13 protein-coding genes and 1 pseudogene are annotated in these 17,608 nt (G+C 58.3%); 8 read left to right on the top strand and 6 right to left on the bottom strand.

Going from position 1 to position 17,608, the window contains the following annotated elements:
• Window positions 1-237: 237 nt before the first annotated feature.
• A complete protein-coding gene (locus tag ACVINW_RS20210; RefSeq protein ID WP_456752905.1) occupies window positions 238-420 on the bottom strand; it encodes a hypothetical protein in 183 nt (60 codons plus the stop codon).
• 92 nt (window positions 421-512) lie between these two features.
• Between ACVINW_RS20210 and ACVINW_RS20205 the strand changes: the two genes are divergently transcribed.
• The 3 genes from ACVINW_RS20205 (at window position 513) to ACVINW_RS20195 (ending at window position 2,929) form a co-directional block, all read left to right on the top strand.
• Window positions 513-860 carry a hypothetical protein gene (locus tag ACVINW_RS20205; protein ID WP_456752904.1) on the top strand — a complete coding sequence of 116 codons (348 nt, stop codon included), beginning with the start codon at window positions 513-515 and terminating at the stop codon, window positions 858-860.
• 585 nt (window positions 861-1,445) lie between these two features.
• Window positions 1,446-2,171: a thermonuclease family protein gene (locus tag ACVINW_RS20200; RefSeq protein WP_456752903.1), complete on the top strand. Its 726-nt coding sequence runs from the start codon at window positions 1,446-1,448 to the stop codon at window positions 2,169-2,171.
• An 8-nt stretch (window positions 2,172-2,179) separates the two neighbouring features.
• Window positions 2,180-2,929: a carbonic anhydrase gene (locus tag ACVINW_RS20195; RefSeq protein ID WP_456752902.1), complete on the top strand. Its 750-nt coding sequence runs from the start codon at window positions 2,180-2,182 to the stop codon at window positions 2,927-2,929.
• 191 nt (window positions 2,930-3,120) lie between these two features.
• Here ACVINW_RS20195 and ACVINW_RS20190 read toward each other — a convergent pair whose 3' ends face one another.
• Both ACVINW_RS20190 and ACVINW_RS20185 read right to left on the bottom strand, forming a co-directional pair.
• A complete protein-coding gene (locus tag ACVINW_RS20190) occupies window positions 3,121-3,291 on the bottom strand; it encodes an IS1096 element passenger TnpR family protein (protein ID WP_456752901.1) in 171 nt (56 codons plus the stop codon).
• A gap of 721 nt (window positions 3,292-4,012) precedes the next feature.
• Complete coding sequence (locus ACVINW_RS20185; protein ID WP_456752900.1) at window positions 4,013-5,155, bottom strand: 8-amino-7-oxononanoate synthase; 1,143 nt, start codon at window positions 5,153-5,155, stop codon at window positions 4,013-4,015.
• Window positions 5,156-6,169: 1,014 nt separating this feature from the next.
• On the opposite strand from ACVINW_RS20185, the gene ACVINW_RS20180 reads away from it, so the two are divergent.
• A complete protein-coding gene (locus ACVINW_RS20180) occupies window positions 6,170-6,496 on the top strand; it encodes a hypothetical protein (RefSeq protein WP_456752899.1) in 327 nt (108 codons plus the stop codon).
• Window positions 6,497-7,216: 720 nt separating this feature from the next.
• Here ACVINW_RS20180 and ACVINW_RS20175 read toward each other — a convergent pair.
• Window positions 7,217-7,798 (bottom strand): LabA-like NYN domain-containing protein, encoded by a 582-nt coding sequence (locus ACVINW_RS20175; protein WP_456752898.1) that lies wholly within the window; start codon window positions 7,796-7,798, stop codon window positions 7,217-7,219.
• Window positions 7,799-8,151: 353 nt separating this feature from the next.
• Complete coding sequence (locus ACVINW_RS20170) at window positions 8,152-9,012, bottom strand: Crp/Fnr family transcriptional regulator (protein WP_456752897.1); 861 nt, start codon at window positions 9,010-9,012, stop codon at window positions 8,152-8,154.
• A 764-nt stretch (window positions 9,013-9,776) separates the two neighbouring features.
• Between ACVINW_RS20170 and ACVINW_RS20165 the strand changes: the two genes are divergently transcribed.
• Entirely contained in the window at window positions 9,777-10,085 is a 309-nt protein-coding gene (locus tag ACVINW_RS20165) for a hypothetical protein (protein ID WP_456752896.1), read from the top strand.
• Window positions 10,086-11,129: 1,044 nt separating this feature from the next.
• Window positions 11,130-12,846 (top strand): annotated as a pseudogene (locus tag ACVINW_RS20160) (MFS transporter).
• Window positions 12,847-13,079: 233 nt separating this feature from the next.
• On the opposite strand, the gene ACVINW_RS20155 reads toward ACVINW_RS20160, so the two are convergent.
• A complete protein-coding gene (locus ACVINW_RS20155; RefSeq protein ID WP_456752895.1) occupies window positions 13,080-13,217 on the bottom strand; it encodes a hypothetical protein in 138 nt (45 codons plus the stop codon).
• 861 nt (window positions 13,218-14,078) lie between these two features.
• On the opposite strand from ACVINW_RS20155, the gene ACVINW_RS20150 reads away from it, so the two are divergent.
• Entirely contained in the window at window positions 14,079-15,197 is a 1,119-nt protein-coding gene (locus ACVINW_RS20150; protein WP_456752894.1) for a branched-chain amino acid ABC transporter substrate-binding protein, read from the top strand.
• A 1,487-nt stretch (window positions 15,198-16,684) separates the two neighbouring features.
• Window positions 16,685-17,311: a Crp/Fnr family transcriptional regulator gene (locus tag ACVINW_RS20145; protein ID WP_456752893.1), complete on the top strand. Its 627-nt coding sequence runs from the start codon at window positions 16,685-16,687 to the stop codon at window positions 17,309-17,311.
• The last annotated feature ends 297 nt before the right edge of the window (window positions 17,312-17,608 follow it).

The following is a 17,608-nucleotide window of genomic DNA, read 5'->3' as shown; positions in this document are numbered from 1 at the left end:
CGCGTAGCGCATCGCCTCAACGCAAAATGGCACCCGCAGGAGCGTGAGCATAGCGACGCCGAAGGCGGCACGCGGGACCGAGTGCAGCGACGAGACCGGTTAAATGGGTACCCGGGAACGGGGCAGTGATAGCGACGCCGTCATTCTTCATGGCGGCGGGCCCCTTTCCCGAGTACCCCCGGCGAGGAGCTCCGCAGCCATCCGCGATGGATGGACCACAGAATGGAGACGGAAGATCTAGATTTCCTCATGTGCATTCGTCTGCGCGTCATAAATCCTGATCTGAAGCATAGGAAAGCGCTTCTTTAATTCTTCTCCACCCGCGCGGGCGCCATCTCTCGTGGTAAATTCGGCTTTGAGTCGGCCGTCCACTTCAAGCCCGTAACAAGAGACCGGCAATTCACGGCTGGCTGCAACCATTTCGTTCCTATTGCGCAGTGAGGTGCTTGAGAACGATGCGTACGTGAGTCGCCCAAACTGCACCAGAGCAGGCTGCCTGAGTGCGATGACGCATGTTGTGGATCGATGCCTCGCACTGGCTGCGCCTGGGATGGGAATTCGTCCAGACAGGCGGCGCATTCAAGCCATCGGCTCGACATAGCTGCCCTCCCAGCTACCTGGGCCACGCGCACCTCGTGCTGAGCTTCGTGGTATCTGCCCTTCCGAATATTCGGGCAATTCAACGCAAGACCGTTGCGCACAAGCAATTCAGCAAGATCCCACCCGCGACCGAAAAAGTCGTGGCCGTTCCCGCGGCCTGCTGGGCGGCGAGAGAGGGATATCCACCCACGTACATCTTCGTCTCGATCTGGATCTGCTTCGGCAACATGTCTGTTGAAGCTCGCGAGCTTTTCGAGTGAGAAGGTAGGCGGCTGGCCGCCGGAATCGGATGCGATCCGTCTCTTTGGGCGGGATGCCCAGATAGCGCGGAGACGTCTGGGACAAATCGGCGCCATCGGGATCGATCCTTCCGGCGATGAGAAGCGGTGGCCCGAAGCGCTCCAATCCGATCGGCCACAGCGCCTCTCGGGGCCGCGCTCCCGACGGGAGCTCGAGAATTCCACCAAGAAGTAGAACGACCGCACCTTCGACGCGTCCGAGGGCTTTGCTATCGCCGACCATTCTTCGCGAGAAGATCCGATAACCGACATCCAAATACCTATTCTCCAGATTGCCTGGGGCGAGGGCTACGGTGTCGCGGGGCTTGTCGACATCGGATGAGGCGAACCCGTGCCAGCTCTTGGCTCGCCCATACTGGAAGAAATCACTTGAACCTCACGTCACGTCAGGGCGTAGGTTGGAAATCACAACCAAGCTTTCACTAACCGACGTCGAATGATGCAACACAGGTCAAATAACAGACATGGCGCGATCAAGCAGTCGAATGTAGCGACGCCGGATTGCACGTGGTGCTGAGCGGATGGACCAAGAGAAAGGTTGTCGGGATGAAACTGCGCGCAATGATGGCTGTATTGCTCGCGGCCATCACATCTCCGGCCTGCGCAGCGAAACTCAGCGGCCCTCCGCGCATCGTCGACGGCAATACGATTGAGATCGAGCAAACTAAAATTCGGCTCTCGGGCATCGACGCGCCGGAGACGGATCAGATTTGCCTCGACGCCCACGGTCAGAAATGGACTTGTGGCATAGTTGCTCGCGATGAACTTATCAAGCATTCGAACGGACGAAGTTGGGATTGTCATACCACCGGGCGAGACGAATACGGCAGGTCACTCGGGAGCTGCTTCATCGAAGGCGAAGACGTGAACGCGTGGATGGTACGCTCGGGTTGGGCACTGTCATGGGGTCGAAATATCCATGTCTACGCCGTCTATGAGGTTGTGGCGAGCCATGCCTATGCCGGCCTATGGTCGGGGGCGTTTATCACGCCTTGGGATTGGCGTCGCCGCAACAAGGGAACGATCATCATTGGCGCGAGCTCGGTACCAACCGATGCCCAGGAGCTCCTGCTCGGATCCGCTTTGCTATCGGACCCGCCCTCGCCCGAGTGTCTGATAAAAGGCACCGTGAGCGGCAACGGCGAGCGCATCTATCACTTGCCCGGGCAATTCGGTTATACACAAATCGACATGACAAAGAAGCAGGGTGAACGCTGGCTCTGCAGCGAAGCGGAAGCTGAAGCCACGGGATGGCGTAAAGCCGCGCGATGAGGCGACACATGCATGCCCACCATTCCCCGAATATATCTAGCGCGCTCATGAAAAAGCCTACGCGTCGGTCACTTTTGCTGTCGCTGTTGGCATTTTCGGCGGTTGGCATGCGGCTTGGCGACAACATAGTTGACGCCAAGGAAGCAAAAAGGCCACCCAAGCCGGATAATATCCTTGCGCCGGATGGCGCGCTCAGGCGCCTCGTCGAAGGCAATGACCGGTTTGTCCAAGGCATATCACGAGGCGGCGATTTCAAGCACGAGCGTCAGGTTTTGGTCGATGGACAAAATCCATATGCGGCGGTTCTGAGCTGCGCCGATTCTCGCATAGCGCCTGAACTTGCCTTCGACAGCGGACTTGGTGACCTATTTGTCTGCCGCCTCGCCGGCAATTTTGCCAACGATGACACGATCGCCAGCATGGAATATGCGGTCGCTGTGCTGAAAACGCCATTGATCCTGGTACTCGGTCACGATCATTGCGGCGCGATAGACGCCACGATAAAGTCGCTCAACGACGACAAGCCGTCGCCAGGACATATTCCGTCCCTCGTCGCTGCGCTTGCGCCTGCGGTACGGGAATCCCGACAGCAAACCGGTGATGCGTTCGCCAATGCCATCCGGCAGAACGTAATCGATAACGTTGACAAACTTAAATCGGCGGACCCGGTTCTGAAGGCGGCAGTTGAGCAGAACAGACTAAAGGTAGTCGGGGGTCTGTACCGGCTCGACACCGGCAAGGTCGATCTGCTGAACTGACGCTGGCACCTTCGCATTGTCTGAACGTCTAACGCGCCTTCGGTCGAGCCGCAAGCGTAGCTCTGCGGTCCCTTGATTGACGTTTGACGTCAATTTGAGCCGCGTGGAGCGACGCCCGGCTTCTAAAATCCGGACAGTGCGTTGACGGCGGCCTCGAGCGTCTTCCGCTCGACGACGCTCGGATCGAACTGTTAGGGTCCCCACAGGCGCATAGTTTCATGTCCTGGATGAGTAGGGTCGCCGATGCCCTCAAGGTAGTCGGCGTAGCCTGGCGTACCGCAGACGTCTTCGGACAACGACGCGCGGGCTCGAGGAAGTCCCTCTATCGTCGCGTTGTCGAACCATTTTTTGAATTTGATCATATGGTCCCAGCTGTCGCCGACGTCTTAGAGATAATGGATCGTCTTGGCGCCTGTCTCTTGAACGATATCGGAGAGCCGCGCCTTGCGGGCATCGATCGTCCGCGACGGACAGTGTCCGCGCCATCGTTCATTCCCTCGCCAACCCGGTTGACTGAAGCCGCAGAAATGCGCTGCGATATATGGTCGGATCTAAGCGCGGTCTCGGCGAGAATTTAAGCAACAATATCCTCGTCGGATCATTCGTCATGGAATCGATACGGATCGTCCGGTTGAGGCGTCCCCGGCTCAGCTGGGGCTAAAAATGACATACAGCAGAATTACAGCCACGACGGCTGCCCAGCCCGCTGATGTGAGGAACACTGTTGCTCGCGACGGCATCGGATGGTCTTTCTCCTTCATCAACTAACGAAGCGATCGCCGGTCTCGTAAACGCAGTATCGCTGGATCTTTATTAAGACCATTGCTTTGGCTCCGGCATAAGCCGTAACTTTCTTGCACGCAACGGTTGCGATCACCGGCTGGAACGCGGCCTTCTGCGCCTTCGCCTACACGCCTTGAGCCTGGCATTGAAGGATCGATGGACTCGTGAGAATGCTACCGGAAGCGCCGGTGGCCCCGCACAGGTGAGCCTTGCCAATCTGATTTCCAAAGGGCTCCATTCAAGAAGGAGCATCTGCGTGCGTCGAGCGCGCCTTTGACATGAGCCGCATGATGCGCGGCCTCATTGCACCTGTCCCCAGGTTTCTTCGACCAGCGCGTCGATCATGTCGGATACATCATCTTGCCCGACGTTAAGTGTCAGCGAGATCCGCAACCGTGCCGTTCCCACGGGCACCGTCGGCGGCCTTATCCCTCGAATATCAAAGCCCCGCGCCTGGAGTGCGGAGGCGAGTCGCATCGCGCGGGCGTTGTCGCCCACAACATAGGGAATGATCTGCGAGTTCGAGGAGCTCGCGCGACCGCACACAACGAGCTGCTGATGTGTGAAGTCGATCAGGTCGATCAGACGTCGTTGCCGCTCAGGTTCCTCCTGCAGAATTGAGATTGCCTCGCGTACCGCGACCGCCATCAGCGGTGATGGAGCGGTGGCGAAAATGAATGGACGGCACCGATTGACCATGAAGTCGCGCAATACGCCGGAAGCCGTGACAAGCGCGCCCGCCGCGCCCAGCGCCTTGCCGCAGGTGTGGACCACCAAAAGATTTTCGCGCCCCTCATAGGGCGCGGTGAGCCCCCGTCCCTGCTGGCCGTAAACACCTGTGGCATGAGCCTCGTCCACGACCAGGAACGCCTCGTAGCGCTCGGCGATCGCGACCAGATCTTGAAGCGGCGCGAAGTCTCCGTCCATACTGTAGAGACTCTCCACCACGATCCAGACGCGTCCCGTCCCGCCCTTGGCGCGCCAGTCGCCAATCGTGTCTTCGACCGACTGGGGGTCATTATGAGGGCATATCCGGACCTGGGCTCGGCCCGCTCGTGCGCCTTCATGAATGCTGGCATGTACGAGCGAATCGAGAACAAGCAAATCGCCCTGCTGCGGCAACGTCGTCAGAACAGCGAAATTTGCGATGTAACCGCTGCTGAAGAACAGCGCTGTCTGCGCTCGGAAGAACCGCGCGGCGTCAGCTTCGAGAGCTTCGTGCTCCTCGCAATTACCGCGGAGGAGCCGTGACCCACCAGCTCCTATTGGCGTGCCGGCATCCAGCGCCGTGCACAGGGCTTTCTTCATACGAGGCGCGCTCGCCAGCGCCAGATAATCGTTTGAAGCAAAATCGGTCCCTGTGCGCGGCTTCAGGCCGCGCTGCCGATCGTCTTCGTTCAAGGCTTCCAGGGCTGCGACATACCCATTGAGCGGCGTATTCATTGATCAATTATCCCTACCGCCCGCAGCAGGGCGCGATCAATCGAGCCTTCGTGGCACGGATGTTGGATTGTGTCACCTAGACGCGACAGACCTGCAAGAAAATCGAATCGCACCGGCCGAAGAACCAGGGCGCCTCCAGTCCATCGACAGAGGGACCGGAGTCCGGCGAACAAGCTTCATGTTCGGCTGGCTCACAATTCAGGCCGTCGCGACCAAGCGAGCCATGCTCGCTCAGCGGCATCACTAAACGCGCGTCCTTGACTTCGTTCCATAACGTGAATGAGCCAGCAAAACGAGCGTGCCGGCGCGATCGATGGGGATTATTCCCCCTCGCGCAGCTATTCGCAGATTGCGTATCCGCATGCGTGCGCAAACTTCGTACAGAACGGACAAATACGCGTTCGCTCGGCCATCGTGATCGAATTGTATCATAAGTGCGCGTTCCGCACCCCCGGCGCTCGCTAGCGCCATACCCAATCTTGGCGCGTCAAATCACCGATCTCCTTGGCACGCGTCACGACAGCCGCGCACCTGCATGTGGCGCGGCCAATCTCATGTTTGGTATCTCAGAATGCATCGTAACAGATGACCGCGCAGATTGTATTATCGTTTTCGTAAATTTAGTCGGCGTGCTGTGCCTGTTCAGATGTCACCCATTGCGCGGTTCAGCCAAAGTGATATGCGAGTGGCCAAATTCATCGTAGACCAGACCACGCCCGAACTTCGTATTCGCAAACGCAGTCGCGCCGTTGCCTGATGTGCATCGTCCGGAACACGGCTGCCAGCTTTGTACGAAACGGACGAATTCACATTGCTGTCACCGTCGACGTGCTCAAAGGGACCACAAGAGTACATCCTGAAGCGTCCGCGTCATGGTTATCGGACGCGAATAGTCGAGCCGTTCCGCAATGGCGGGCTCAAGCAGTAAGCAATTGTTAGTGCTCGATGCCACGGGGCGGTACAACAATCTTCTACTCACACTGGGGTCCTTCCCGGGCACAGGGGACCGGCGACATGTACGGGTACGTCGCGCGTGCCAACATTGATCGCTATCTCAGCGTGCTCTACGGCACTGACCTTACCCATCATGAGAGACAGACGGTCACGAAGTTGTTGCTCGGCGAGTTGGACAAGCTCCGTCATGCCCCCGCGCAGCTAGAGTTTGTCGAAAAGCGAGCCGCGAAGGGTCGCGAAAGGGTGAACCACGCCAGGCGTCTACGCGAATCCTATGCGCTCGGCACAACAGAACGCAAAGAATCGGACAGGTTGTTGGTAGACGTCGAAAGTCTTCAAAGCCTGCTGGACGCTTTCATCGTGGCTTGCACGACTCGCGGCATCTAAGACGGCGACTTGATCGTCGAATAACACCGGGTGCGGCACGAGATCGACTTGATCTTCGTCAGATCCCTGCCTGTCATCCGCTTCCAGCTCTGGCTCTACTATAGATTTCCATGGCGGAGATCGAATTTGCTGACCGCGGCTCTATGTCGTGAACCGCGATTCGTAGGATGAAAACCACCGAAATAGGCGCTACAAGGCCGATTTCAAGCGTCACCGGGCACCAAATTGCATTCAAACATCGCGCTCAGTGAAGACAATTATGCGATGAAAAGCGTCTCGCTGGCGAAATCTAAAATGGTCCAGGAGCAGCACATGGCCTGTCATTTCTGCCGATTGCTTTACCGATTCCGCATGCGCGCATATACTGAAACACTGTTTCGATGTAGCAGGCACGAGAAGCAGGAAAGACTCTGGCTGCAGTGCTGCTTGATGAGGCTTGGCAGTGAATTACGACAATCCGACCACTGGTCCGGCGCAGCGGGGCAGCCGGTGCAGAGCGCGGCCGACGCCATGTTCAGTCCCATCTGAGGATGCGCGAGGGCATGCTGTCGAGAACAGCGCGTTAGGCCGCAACAAGCGCCGCTGATGCCGGCGTTGCGAGCGGATGGCATCGGCATCTACAAACAACATGAACAGGTCCGAGGAGCTGTTGGATGGAGCCGACGCGCCGCTCGGCATCACGGCCACTTGCCATCAGTCTGGACCGCATCACCGCATGCGCTATTCTGCGCTGGCTGCCTCTGGCTTGCCGGCACCTGTCGTGGGCCCGAGCCGTTCAGTCGGATCGCACCCCAGCTTCGACTTCAGCTGCGCTAGTTCAATAAATTCGTCCGCCTGCCGGCGAAGCTCGTCTGCGATCATCGGCGGCTGGATCGCAATGGTGGAGATGACGGTGACACTGACGCCGCGGCGCTGCACCGCTTTAACCAACGAACGGAAGTCGCCGTCACCCGAGAATAGGACCATCTGGTCGATATGCTCGGCGAGTTCCATGGCATCGACTGCCAGCTCGATGTTCATGTTGCCCTTCACCTTACGCCGACCGCTAGCGTCGAGGAACTCCTTGGTTGCCTTGGTGACGACGGTGTAGCCGTTATAGTCCAGCCAGTCGATGAGTGGCCGGATCGACGAATACTCCTGATCCTCAGCAATTGCCGTGTAATAGAACGCCCTCAGCAACGGGCCCCGCCTTCGATACTCCTCGAGCAGGCGCTTGTAGTCGATCTCGAAGCCCAGCGCCTTGGAGGTAGCGTGGAGGTTGGGACCGTCGACAAAGAGGGCGAGCTTTTCGAATCGGGACATGATTGCTCCAACTTCCAAAATGGATGCGCGGGACCGCGCAGGTTGCGCCACTAGCCGTCTGCGAGGAAAAAGCTGGAGGATAGCAACCAGGATTCCTTCCAATGCCCCGGGACGAGATCTATGTCGTGCTCATGCGCCGTGGCAACAACCTCGTTACCTATCCAAGCATCTCATTCGGACCTTCAGCCCGAGGATTGACCACCTCCGATCAGGTCTTTGACACATCATGACCGAGCTTATGGTTCCCCAGTCCAAATGCCGCCGTCGCAAACCAGCGCAGCAACCCGGTCATCAGAGGTTGCGAAGGCTGGTGCAGTTGCTGCCCACAATAGAGTCAGCACCTTGTGCCTAAATCACCCAGGCGGGCCTCTCTTAGAGGTTGACGGATGGACTGTCCCAAGGAATCCACTCGTCTCAAGACAATGAACTGAAGAGGCATAAGCGCTCGAGACAAGCTTATAGCAACAGCAAGCCTTCTGCTCGAGGGACTTGCGATCATCAATCTGCAAAGCACCGCGCATCTTGCGAATAAGCCCGTGTTCTTCGAATCGGCCAAGCGTCTCACGGCGCAATCCGAAGGCTTCGGAAAGATAGTCATAGGTAACCGGCAGCATACGGGCGTCCATAGCATCACTTGCCAAACAGAGCCAGGAGGCGAGCCGCTGTTCGCGATCATGCCGAACTCCGCACAATCCTGTCTGAACGCACTGAAACGTCAGAGCTTGGATGTACCCAAAGAGATGCTTTCGGATCTCAGGGCGTTCCTTTGTCACTCGACGCAAATCCTCGACATGGACCCGCCGCGCGCTTCCGGCAAAGAGCGCGACCGATTGATGCGTCGAAAGGTGCCCTCCCCACAAGAATGAAGCGCCGACCACCCCCCGATATCCTACGACTGCCGCTTCCAGCATGCTTCCCGCCGTGACAATTCTCAGCGAAGCGAGACCCGACTCTATGAAGTAGACGTGCTCGACATGCTTATTCGGCTCATGCAGAGCCATGCCTTTTTTGATGGTGATCGGCTCGAGCGTCTCCCCTATTGCCGCTAGGTCTTGCAAGGAAAGTCGCGCCAGAATCGCATTCTTGACCAAGGGCCGCTCCTTGGGGTCGACCAAGGGAGGCCAAAGCGTCGGCCGCGTGCTGAACGCCCGCTTGTGAGCTGTACTTTTCGAACAGTCCAGTGCGTCGATGACGGCGGGCAGGTGGTCGGCCATGGTCCCTCTCCTGGCGTGCATTTTTTGTACCCCGCGCGGTAAATGGCCCCGCCCCCGCCCTGCGAGAGATTGAGAGTGGAGCATGGCCCCTTGCCCTAAAGCGGTAAGCCAAGCTGTGCCATAGACTCAAGGCGTTCTGGTCTTCCGCACGTTTACGATGTCGCGCAAGACAGTTTTAGATGGCGACACAACCAGCTCTTTGAAACGCGCATTCTCCAGCTTGCAACGTTCCGGGTGGCAGCCCTCGTCTGTCAATGCCGATGCTTTGCAGAGAACTTGTTGTCACGGTTCAGTCATGTACATGTAGAATCCACGGCGGTTAAGAATGCTCCCACAAAGACCGTACGCAAGGTACAAATAATCCAGCTTCTCGACAGAGTGCGTCATCTTGGCCTCAGATCGGATCATTTCGTGCGATGCTGAGAGCTTGGGACGGTTTTCATGCGCATGGTCAGAACAAAATATTCGCTTGAGCTCGGCTACGCCGGATGCCGGGATGTGGGATGAGCCTCGGCAGCATGTGCTACGTCACCGCAAGCAGCTTCGATCGATGCGACGCCTGCGTGGTCTGTGCCGCCGCAAGTAAGACGAGCAATTCCGCGAAATGGCCCGAAAATAACTAAACCATGACCACACGAAGCGGATTGTTATGACAATCGCGCCGTTCGCATTGTTGACGCGATATGACCGGTCCGGTGGAGGGCGAATGGCGCGGGGAATCACCGAATCGTTCCGTCGCAAAACAATCAATCCAGGAGACATGGATGAAGTTAGCGAAGACCTCTGTGATCGCATGCGCCCTTACGGCCTTGCTTGCGGGCCCTGTGCTCGCGCAAGGCCTCTCAGCCGACACCAAGGGTCGCAACGGCGCAGAGAGCGTACAGGGCGGCATGAGCGACGATGAGGATTCGTCTCCTGAACCCCGCGCCGCGAGTCAAACGGCCGGCACGAAGTCGACGAAATCGACCAGGGACACCAAGGGTTCAGCGGGCACCACCGGGACCGCCGCGCACAAGGGGATAGCCGGCGGCTCCGCAACCAGCGGCGCGCCGACAAGCGGCAAGCATCAATAACGCGCCCCCTCATCGGCAAAACCTCCGGTCGCGCGCTGCGGCCGGAGGTTTTATGCGGCGCCGATGGGCGACCGCCATGCGACACCGGCGCGATCATCGTTCGCGCCTCCTGTGAGAGCGGTGACTATATCCGTCCAGCGAACCGACGGTTGAATGGCATACGTGCTCGTTGGCGCCCCGATGAAATTGGGGCAGGTGATACTGCGCGCTGGCCGGGCCCATTGTCGGCTCAAGGCGACGACCGGCAGGGAAGAGAAGCTCTGCAGAAGACGACAAACGGCGGATCGCGGGATGCGGCGCGAACCGTATGTTGCTGCCTGAATGCCCTGCCACACGCAGGTGCCGAGTAGACATTGAACCGAATGTGCTTGAGCTGGCTGCAGGAACAATACACGCATCTGCTTTGCAGCGCGTAATCGCTCCCAAACCGATGACCACAGCGGGGCTGCGGTTGGAAACGTTGTTCCACGTACGGCGCGAAATAGGCGCACGGAGGCTCGATCCAGAACCCGATACCTCCTGGCGATGGCCTCCAATGCTCCACACTGACGGGAAACCACTTGGCAAGCGATAATAGTCTCCGTCAATCACTGCGCAGCTGAGAACTTCGGCGAGATCGCGTTTCGGTCGTTCGGCTTCTCGCGACGCAAATTGTTTCGCGCTTTAGAGATCCCGCGCGTTTGTCCGATTCGTACAAAGTTTGCAGCTGCCAGCGCAGCCCACTCTATCAATAACACCATGCAAGCAAGTGCGCTGGAGCGAATAGGTATGAGGCAGGCCTTCGATCTTTAGCGTCTACTGCGGCACGATGAAAGGTGATTCTATTGCTTGGAGAGCACGCCGGTGGTGGAGACTATTCCTGCTTTTTGCGGCGCTGCCTTTGCTGTGAGGCGGAAGGCGACGGAGGCAGTCGATCACTTTCAATCAAACGCGATCGAAGCATCTGATTTCACGGCCACGTCAGGATCTGAACGCGATATCGCGGCAGGAACTTCCTTGTGATCCCTACCAAGATCAAATCATGGTACATCATCATGAGTTGATATGACCGATTCACCCAAAGCCCAGACGCATAGTGTCGACGGCATCACGGCGCCGCTGCGGCACGCGACCTTCAGGCGCATCTGGCTTGCGAGCCTCTTGTCTAATGTCGGTATCTTGATTCAAGGCGTTGGTGCCGCCTGGGCTATGACGCAGATGACGTCGTCGGCTGACAAGGTCGCGTTGGTGCAGACTGCACTCTTACTGCCAGTGATGTTGATTTCGATGCCAGCCGGGGCGATCGCGGATATGTATGACCGCCGTATCGTGGCGGTGGCCTCCCTTGGATTGGCGCTCGTCGGGGCGACCGGGTTGACGCTCGTCGCCTGGCTTGGCTTGGCCACGCCAAACCTCTTGCTGATGCTTTGCCTCGTTGTCGGCAGTGGTATGGCGCTGATGGGGCCCGCCTGGCAATCGTCGGTTAGTGAACAAGTTCCGCTGGAAGCACAACTGCCTGCGGCCATCGCACTGAATGGCATCAGCTACAACATTGCGCGGAGTGTAGGTCCGGCAATCGGCGGGGTCGTGGTGGCAACCGGGGGTGTGGTGGCGGCATTTGCGCTCAACACGTTGCTCTATCTGCCGCTGATGATCGCGTTGTTGCTCTGGAAACGTATCAGCACGCCCCCGCGCCTGCCGCCTGAAAGATTGAGCCGGGCGATGGTGTCTGGCGTACGCTATATCAGCAATTCACCGTCGATCAAGATTGTGCTCACCCGCAGTCTGGTGACCGGCATCGTTGGCGGTGCAATCACCGCTCTAATGCCGCTGGTAGCACGCGATCTCTTGCATGGCGACGCCCAAACCTACGGCATCATGCTTGGCGCCTTTGGTCTGGGTGCGGTGGTCGGCGCATTGAATATCACCGAACTGCGCCGGCGGTTGAGCGGCGAGGCGGCGATCCGCGCCTGTGCGCTGTCCATGGGCGCGGCAATCGCTGCGGTTGCGCTCAGCCGCGAACCGGTGTTGACCGCAGCAGCACTCGTCCTGGCGGGGGCTGTGTGGATGATGGTGTGGGCGGTATTCAACATTGGGGTGCAGCTGTCGGCGCCGCGCTGGGTGGCCGGACGCTCGCTTGCAGCCTATCAGGCGGCGAGCTCAGGCGGAATTGCCGTCGGCAGCTGGGGTTGGGGCCGTCTGACCGACGCGGCCGGCGTCGAAACCGCGCTGCTGGTGGCGGCCGGCCTGATGCTCGCCTCACCACTCATCGGCCATTGGCTGCCCATGCCCCGTATCGGCGCACGCGGTGAAGAGCCTGAGCCGCTCGCCGATCCCGAGGTACGACTCGCCTTGACCGGACGCAGCGGCCCGCTCGTCGTCGAGATCGAATACCGCGTTGCACAGGAGAATGCGAGAGCGTTTCATAATGTGATGCAAGACGTTCAATTGTCTCGTCAGCGCAACGGCGCCCTACGGCTGGTCGATTGCGCGGGATATTGCCGATCCGGAATTGTGGACCGAGCGCTATCACTGTCCGACCTGGCTCGACTACTTGCGTTCGCGGAACCGCTCCACGCGATCGGAACGCACACTAGAGCAGCGGGCCATTCACTTCCATGTCGGCCCTGCGCCGGTACGGGTCCGTCGCATGCTGGAAAGGCCGTTCGGCTCGGTGCGCTCGAACGACGACACGACCGAGCGCGCGACCGGTGAAATGGGAGCCGAAATCGCAAACCCGCCAAAGGCACTCCGTAGCCGGCCGCTCCGCACCATCAAGTGACCCAGCTTGCTGGCAGGGTTGGGCCCGACGACAGCAATCGACGCGCGTCACACGAAAGAAGGTACCCAATATGGACGCTCTGTACATTGCTCTCGCGAAAATCTGCGGGAGCGTCGGACCGAGAAAGCGACAATCGCGGGGAGATTTCCGTCGAGAGCGACGAAAGGGCCGGGCTTTTGTCCACTCTTTTTCAAAACTCACGCTTGCTGCACCTTCGGTGGCTTCGTAGTCGGCTAGCCGTACATTTCCAGCATTTTGGCCGCGTCGCCGAGCTGATCCAGCAATACGTCGTGCTCACGACGTGCTGTCGGCAGACACGCAATTTCCCGGGTTACGAACCTCGGTTCCACCCAAGGCGTTTTTCTGGTCATTCCGAAACTCGTTCTGCTCTTCTCCTGCCGAACTTCAACAAAGTACGGCCGAATAACGCCGCAAAAATGCAGCGCAACCCGGGCGACGCAGAAATAGCACAATCAAAAGCGCATAGCTTGCTTGCGAAACTCAAAGTGACGAACTGCCGCTCCGGTCTCTTCTTAGGTACATTCGAGGGTGATTCATGGGCAATCATGACCTTGTCTCCGGTAGCCTCCTCGCGCTGACCGCAACCAGCTTCGCGCTACTCTGCTCGAGCTTGCTCGTCTTTGCCTTCATTTGAAGCCGTGCTGGTTGCCTGGCTCGCGCTATCGAGGCGATCAGGCTGTCGGAGCATGAAGTGCTTCTACGCTCCCCAAGGGACAAGGTTCGCGCACGACCTGAACGACCGTCTCTGCTTTCGGCTCAGCCGAGCGCTTGGTCTCAAGTGGTGGCGCTTCAGACGCGGCAAGCTCCGTACGTTCCGGACTGATCTAGTCCTTTCATAAACGCTCTGTTCAGTTAGTGTCCGGCAAGACAATCCTGCCACTGAGCTGGTGGGCGGTATGGGATCGGACGCGCGGCGAAGATGAGACTGGACGAAGGTTGTGTACGTTCTCGTTGCCTGCTCCCGTGCGCGTCGGCTCGTTGCCCTGCGGGAACGACATCGTCATGTATTGTTTCTGAGCGATGAGCGGTCCCCCGAACCTGGTCTCATCAAGTCAAGGTCGGTTCCTGCTCGCTCGTGGCGGTGCAATCGAACAGTTTGATGCGCGATCATGACTTGATATCTGGTGGCTTCCTGGCACTAACCGCCGCCGGGGTCGCCCTGCTCTGCTCGAGCTTACTCGCCGTTGTGTTCACCCTGTGAGGACCGCCCCATGAAATCACTCAAGCTGATCGGCTTTGCACTTGGAGCATCGATTGCAATGTCCACCGCGGCGTTGGCTGAGGAAATCACCATCGCGGTCGCCGGGCCAATAACCGGGGGCGAGTCCGCCTTCGGGCGGCAAATGAAGAACGGTGCCGAGATGGCGGTAGAGCAGATCAACGCTTCAGGCGGCGTACTCGGCAAGAAGCTCGCCCTCGACATCGAGGATGATGCCTGCGATCCCAAGCAGGCGCGATCGGTAGCGGAAAAGGTCGCTGCCGCTAAGATCCCGTTCGTTGCTGGGCACTTTTGCTCTTCGTCATCGATCCCAGCCTCGGAAGCCTATGCGGATGGCGGCGTGCTGCAGATTACGCCGGCCTCGACCAACCCACTATTCACCGAGCGCAAGCTATGGAACGTGGCACGCGTCTGCGGCCGCGACGACCAGCAGGGGCAGGTTGCCGCCCGGTACATCACGAAGCACTTCGGCGGCAAGAACATCGCAATTCTGAATGACAAGACCACTTATGGTAAGGGACTCGCCGACGAGACGAAGAAAGCACTCAACAAGGCCGGCATCACTGAGAAGATGTACGAGTCCTATAACAAGGGCGACAAGGATTTCAATGCAATTGTCTCGCGACTGAAGCATGACAATATCGAACTCGTCTATGTCGGCGGCTATCATCAGGAAGCAGGCCTTATCTTGCGCCAGATGCGCGATCAGGGCCTGAAGACCGTACTCATGTCGGGTGACGCCTTGGCTGACAAGGAATTTGCCTCTATCACCGGCGCAACTGGAGCAGGTACGCTCTTCACCTTCGGACCCGACCCGCGCAAGAAGTCGACAGCAGCTGCGATCGTCGATAAATTCAAGGCCAAGAACATCGATCCCGAAGGCTACACGCTTTATACTTACGCTGCGGTGCAGGTCTGGATGCAAGCCGCAACCAAAGTCGGCACCATCGACCCAAAGAAGGTGATGGACACGATCAAAGCGGGCTCTTGGGACACTGTGATCGGCACACTGGAATACGACGCCAAAGGAGACATCAAGCAGCTCGACTATGTCATTTATAGGTGGGACGACAAAGGCGGCTACAGCGAGACTGACCCGACCGCATTCTGACGCATCCTGGCGCGAGACATCAAAGTCAGCGTCCCCACGGAGGGTCGGACGGTAATGCCGTTCGATTGCTAAGACAGCAAGCTGCGGCCGGAAGAAATTGAATGTCTGAGCTCGGCCTATGCTCGGACCCTGCGCTCGCTCTGCCTGGTTGATTGAGACGATCCTATCGCCGGAATCATCGCAAAAAGGTCATCGAGGTCGGCGTAAGCGGGGTTGGCGATCCAGCGGGGATATCAAAGCGCGCCATCGAGCGGCTTGGTGTCCGCAGACCGCCATCGGTCCAAAGCGGGCACGCCCATGCGCAGTGTTGATCCTATTCCCGGACGCATAGTCTGCCACGGGTTCAATGCTCACGGGCTGGACTCAATGGCAGCTGGTCACTTGGCCCTAGGCAGATCTTTTGTGGCGAGCACGAGAGGTGTCGCTCGCCGGACTGCGGTCATCGGTTTCGGCTTATGGAGAGTTTCGACTATCGGACCGCGCGACGCGCGTTAGCTCAGGCACTCATCGTTCCACGAAGATGCTCGACCGGCAATTACGCGGCCCCGCCCCATAGAAATCAAGGGCGGGGCCGCCCTCCCTCCCCCGGGGAGGCCGCGCCGCCGATGACAATTGAAAGTCCAACTGCGATCCTCTGTCATTCATCTCATACGCCCAAGCGACTCACCTAGACCGCGGCTTTTGATCCTCAGTAACTTCCGCGACGTGCCGCAAGACCAGTTGAGAAAGCTGCACAACCAGATCTTTGAGACGCGCTATTTCCTGCCTGCACCGCGCCAACTCACATTCTTCTTCTGTCACTTTCGATACTTCATAGCGGTCCCCAGCCGCATGATTCATGTTGGACCTCAATCCGAGCAGGTAGTCACGAACGACAGCTAAAACATATCGTACCCCCGCACAATGCCAGAAAGCCCGTATTTTTACGTGGATAAACACCGTACGAAACGATCAAACGATATCGCCATCTCGGTCAGTGTGCCATCGCAGCTACAGATCTGAGCGTATCGTACAGAATCTCCCTGCCTGGCATGAGGGGCCGCGATCGAACTTTGTTCTTCTTCGAGTCCGGGCTTGCGCGGCGACCTCAATTGCCCCCGGCTGATCCGCGATCCACCAACCTGGAAACCATGCTCTATGCTGGGCCGCTTCGATCGCCGCTTCGTTGGGACCTTTCGCGGTCATACTCCATAGTTATCGAAGGCTCTTCGGTGCAGCGGAGGTCCACATCATGCGCGCAGTCCTATCTCGCGAAATGTCCGTTCCTTCCTTGATTGAGCGGTGACCACACTCGCACTCGCACCGACTACGCCGCGCGATTGCGTCGCCAACTCCATGGTGGGAATTGAGTTTGTTTGCGATACGAAAGATGTCAGTTGAGCCGACGTCAGCAAAGCCTTCCTGAACATTGACATCTGGTCGCTTTGGGCGACTGCGGCTGTGCGTTGGCGGGATTGCGCTCCCAAGAACGAGCTCGGCTCGAAAACATGCCGCACACCATCAAACGTTTTGCGAATGGCGAGTACTTGGCGCGCCAGGGAAACCGGCCTCTCAGCTGTGGCGTCGTGATCGGTGGCTTTCTGTCTCGTCAAAGAGTGGCGTCCGATCGAAATCAGATAACGTCCTTCTATGTACCGGGGAATATCCTAGATTTGCATACTCTTCACCTGCCGGAAATGGATCGCGATCTCTGCAGCATTGGCACGAGCACTATTGTCCTTGTGCCTCACTCATACCTCAAGGATGTCTCTGCAAGGTCCGCTGGGCTCACCCACGCATTTTGGCGAGAGACGCTGATTCACTCGGCTATCTATCGCGAATGCATCGAAAAGATTGGCTCCCCAGAGGCGCTGCCTCGACTTTCGCATCTTCTTTGCGAGATTGCCGCGCGGCTTGAGCTCGTGGGGCTGCTGGACAATGGTCGCCTTCATGTCCCTTTCACACAGCAAGACATCGCCGATGCATGCGGCCTTTCGACCGTGCATGTAAACCGGACAATCCAGGAGCTTCGGCACAGAAGGCTTATTGAATGGAACGGCCATGCTGTCGATCTTCTTCAGCGCGATCGGCTCGAATTGCTAGCGGAATTCCGCCCCTCATATCTCCTGCGCTGAATTGCCTGGGGTCTGCGCACTCTTCGCGCCAAAGCAAATCGACGAACGCCCCAGTGCCGACCCGCTCCGAATCTATTCGACTTGCAGTCGCGTTTGTCAGGTTGGTGTTGGCTCGAATTATTTGCACGCAGTTGCGGCCTGCGACCAGCCTGAGGTTACCGTCACGAAGCTTCGTCGCTGTAGAGGCCTCTGCGGAGAGTACGACAAATCGAGCCGGAGAAATCGCTCAATGTTCACGTGGTACAAACCCCATGCACCTAAGCAGATGCGACATGCACCCTTGCGGATCGCGCGCAT

It is taken from the genome of Bradyrhizobium sp. USDA 4461, from assembly GCF_054055655.1.
Note: the sequence above shows the minus strand (reverse complement) of the source record. Positions and strands in the feature narration are given on the sequence as shown.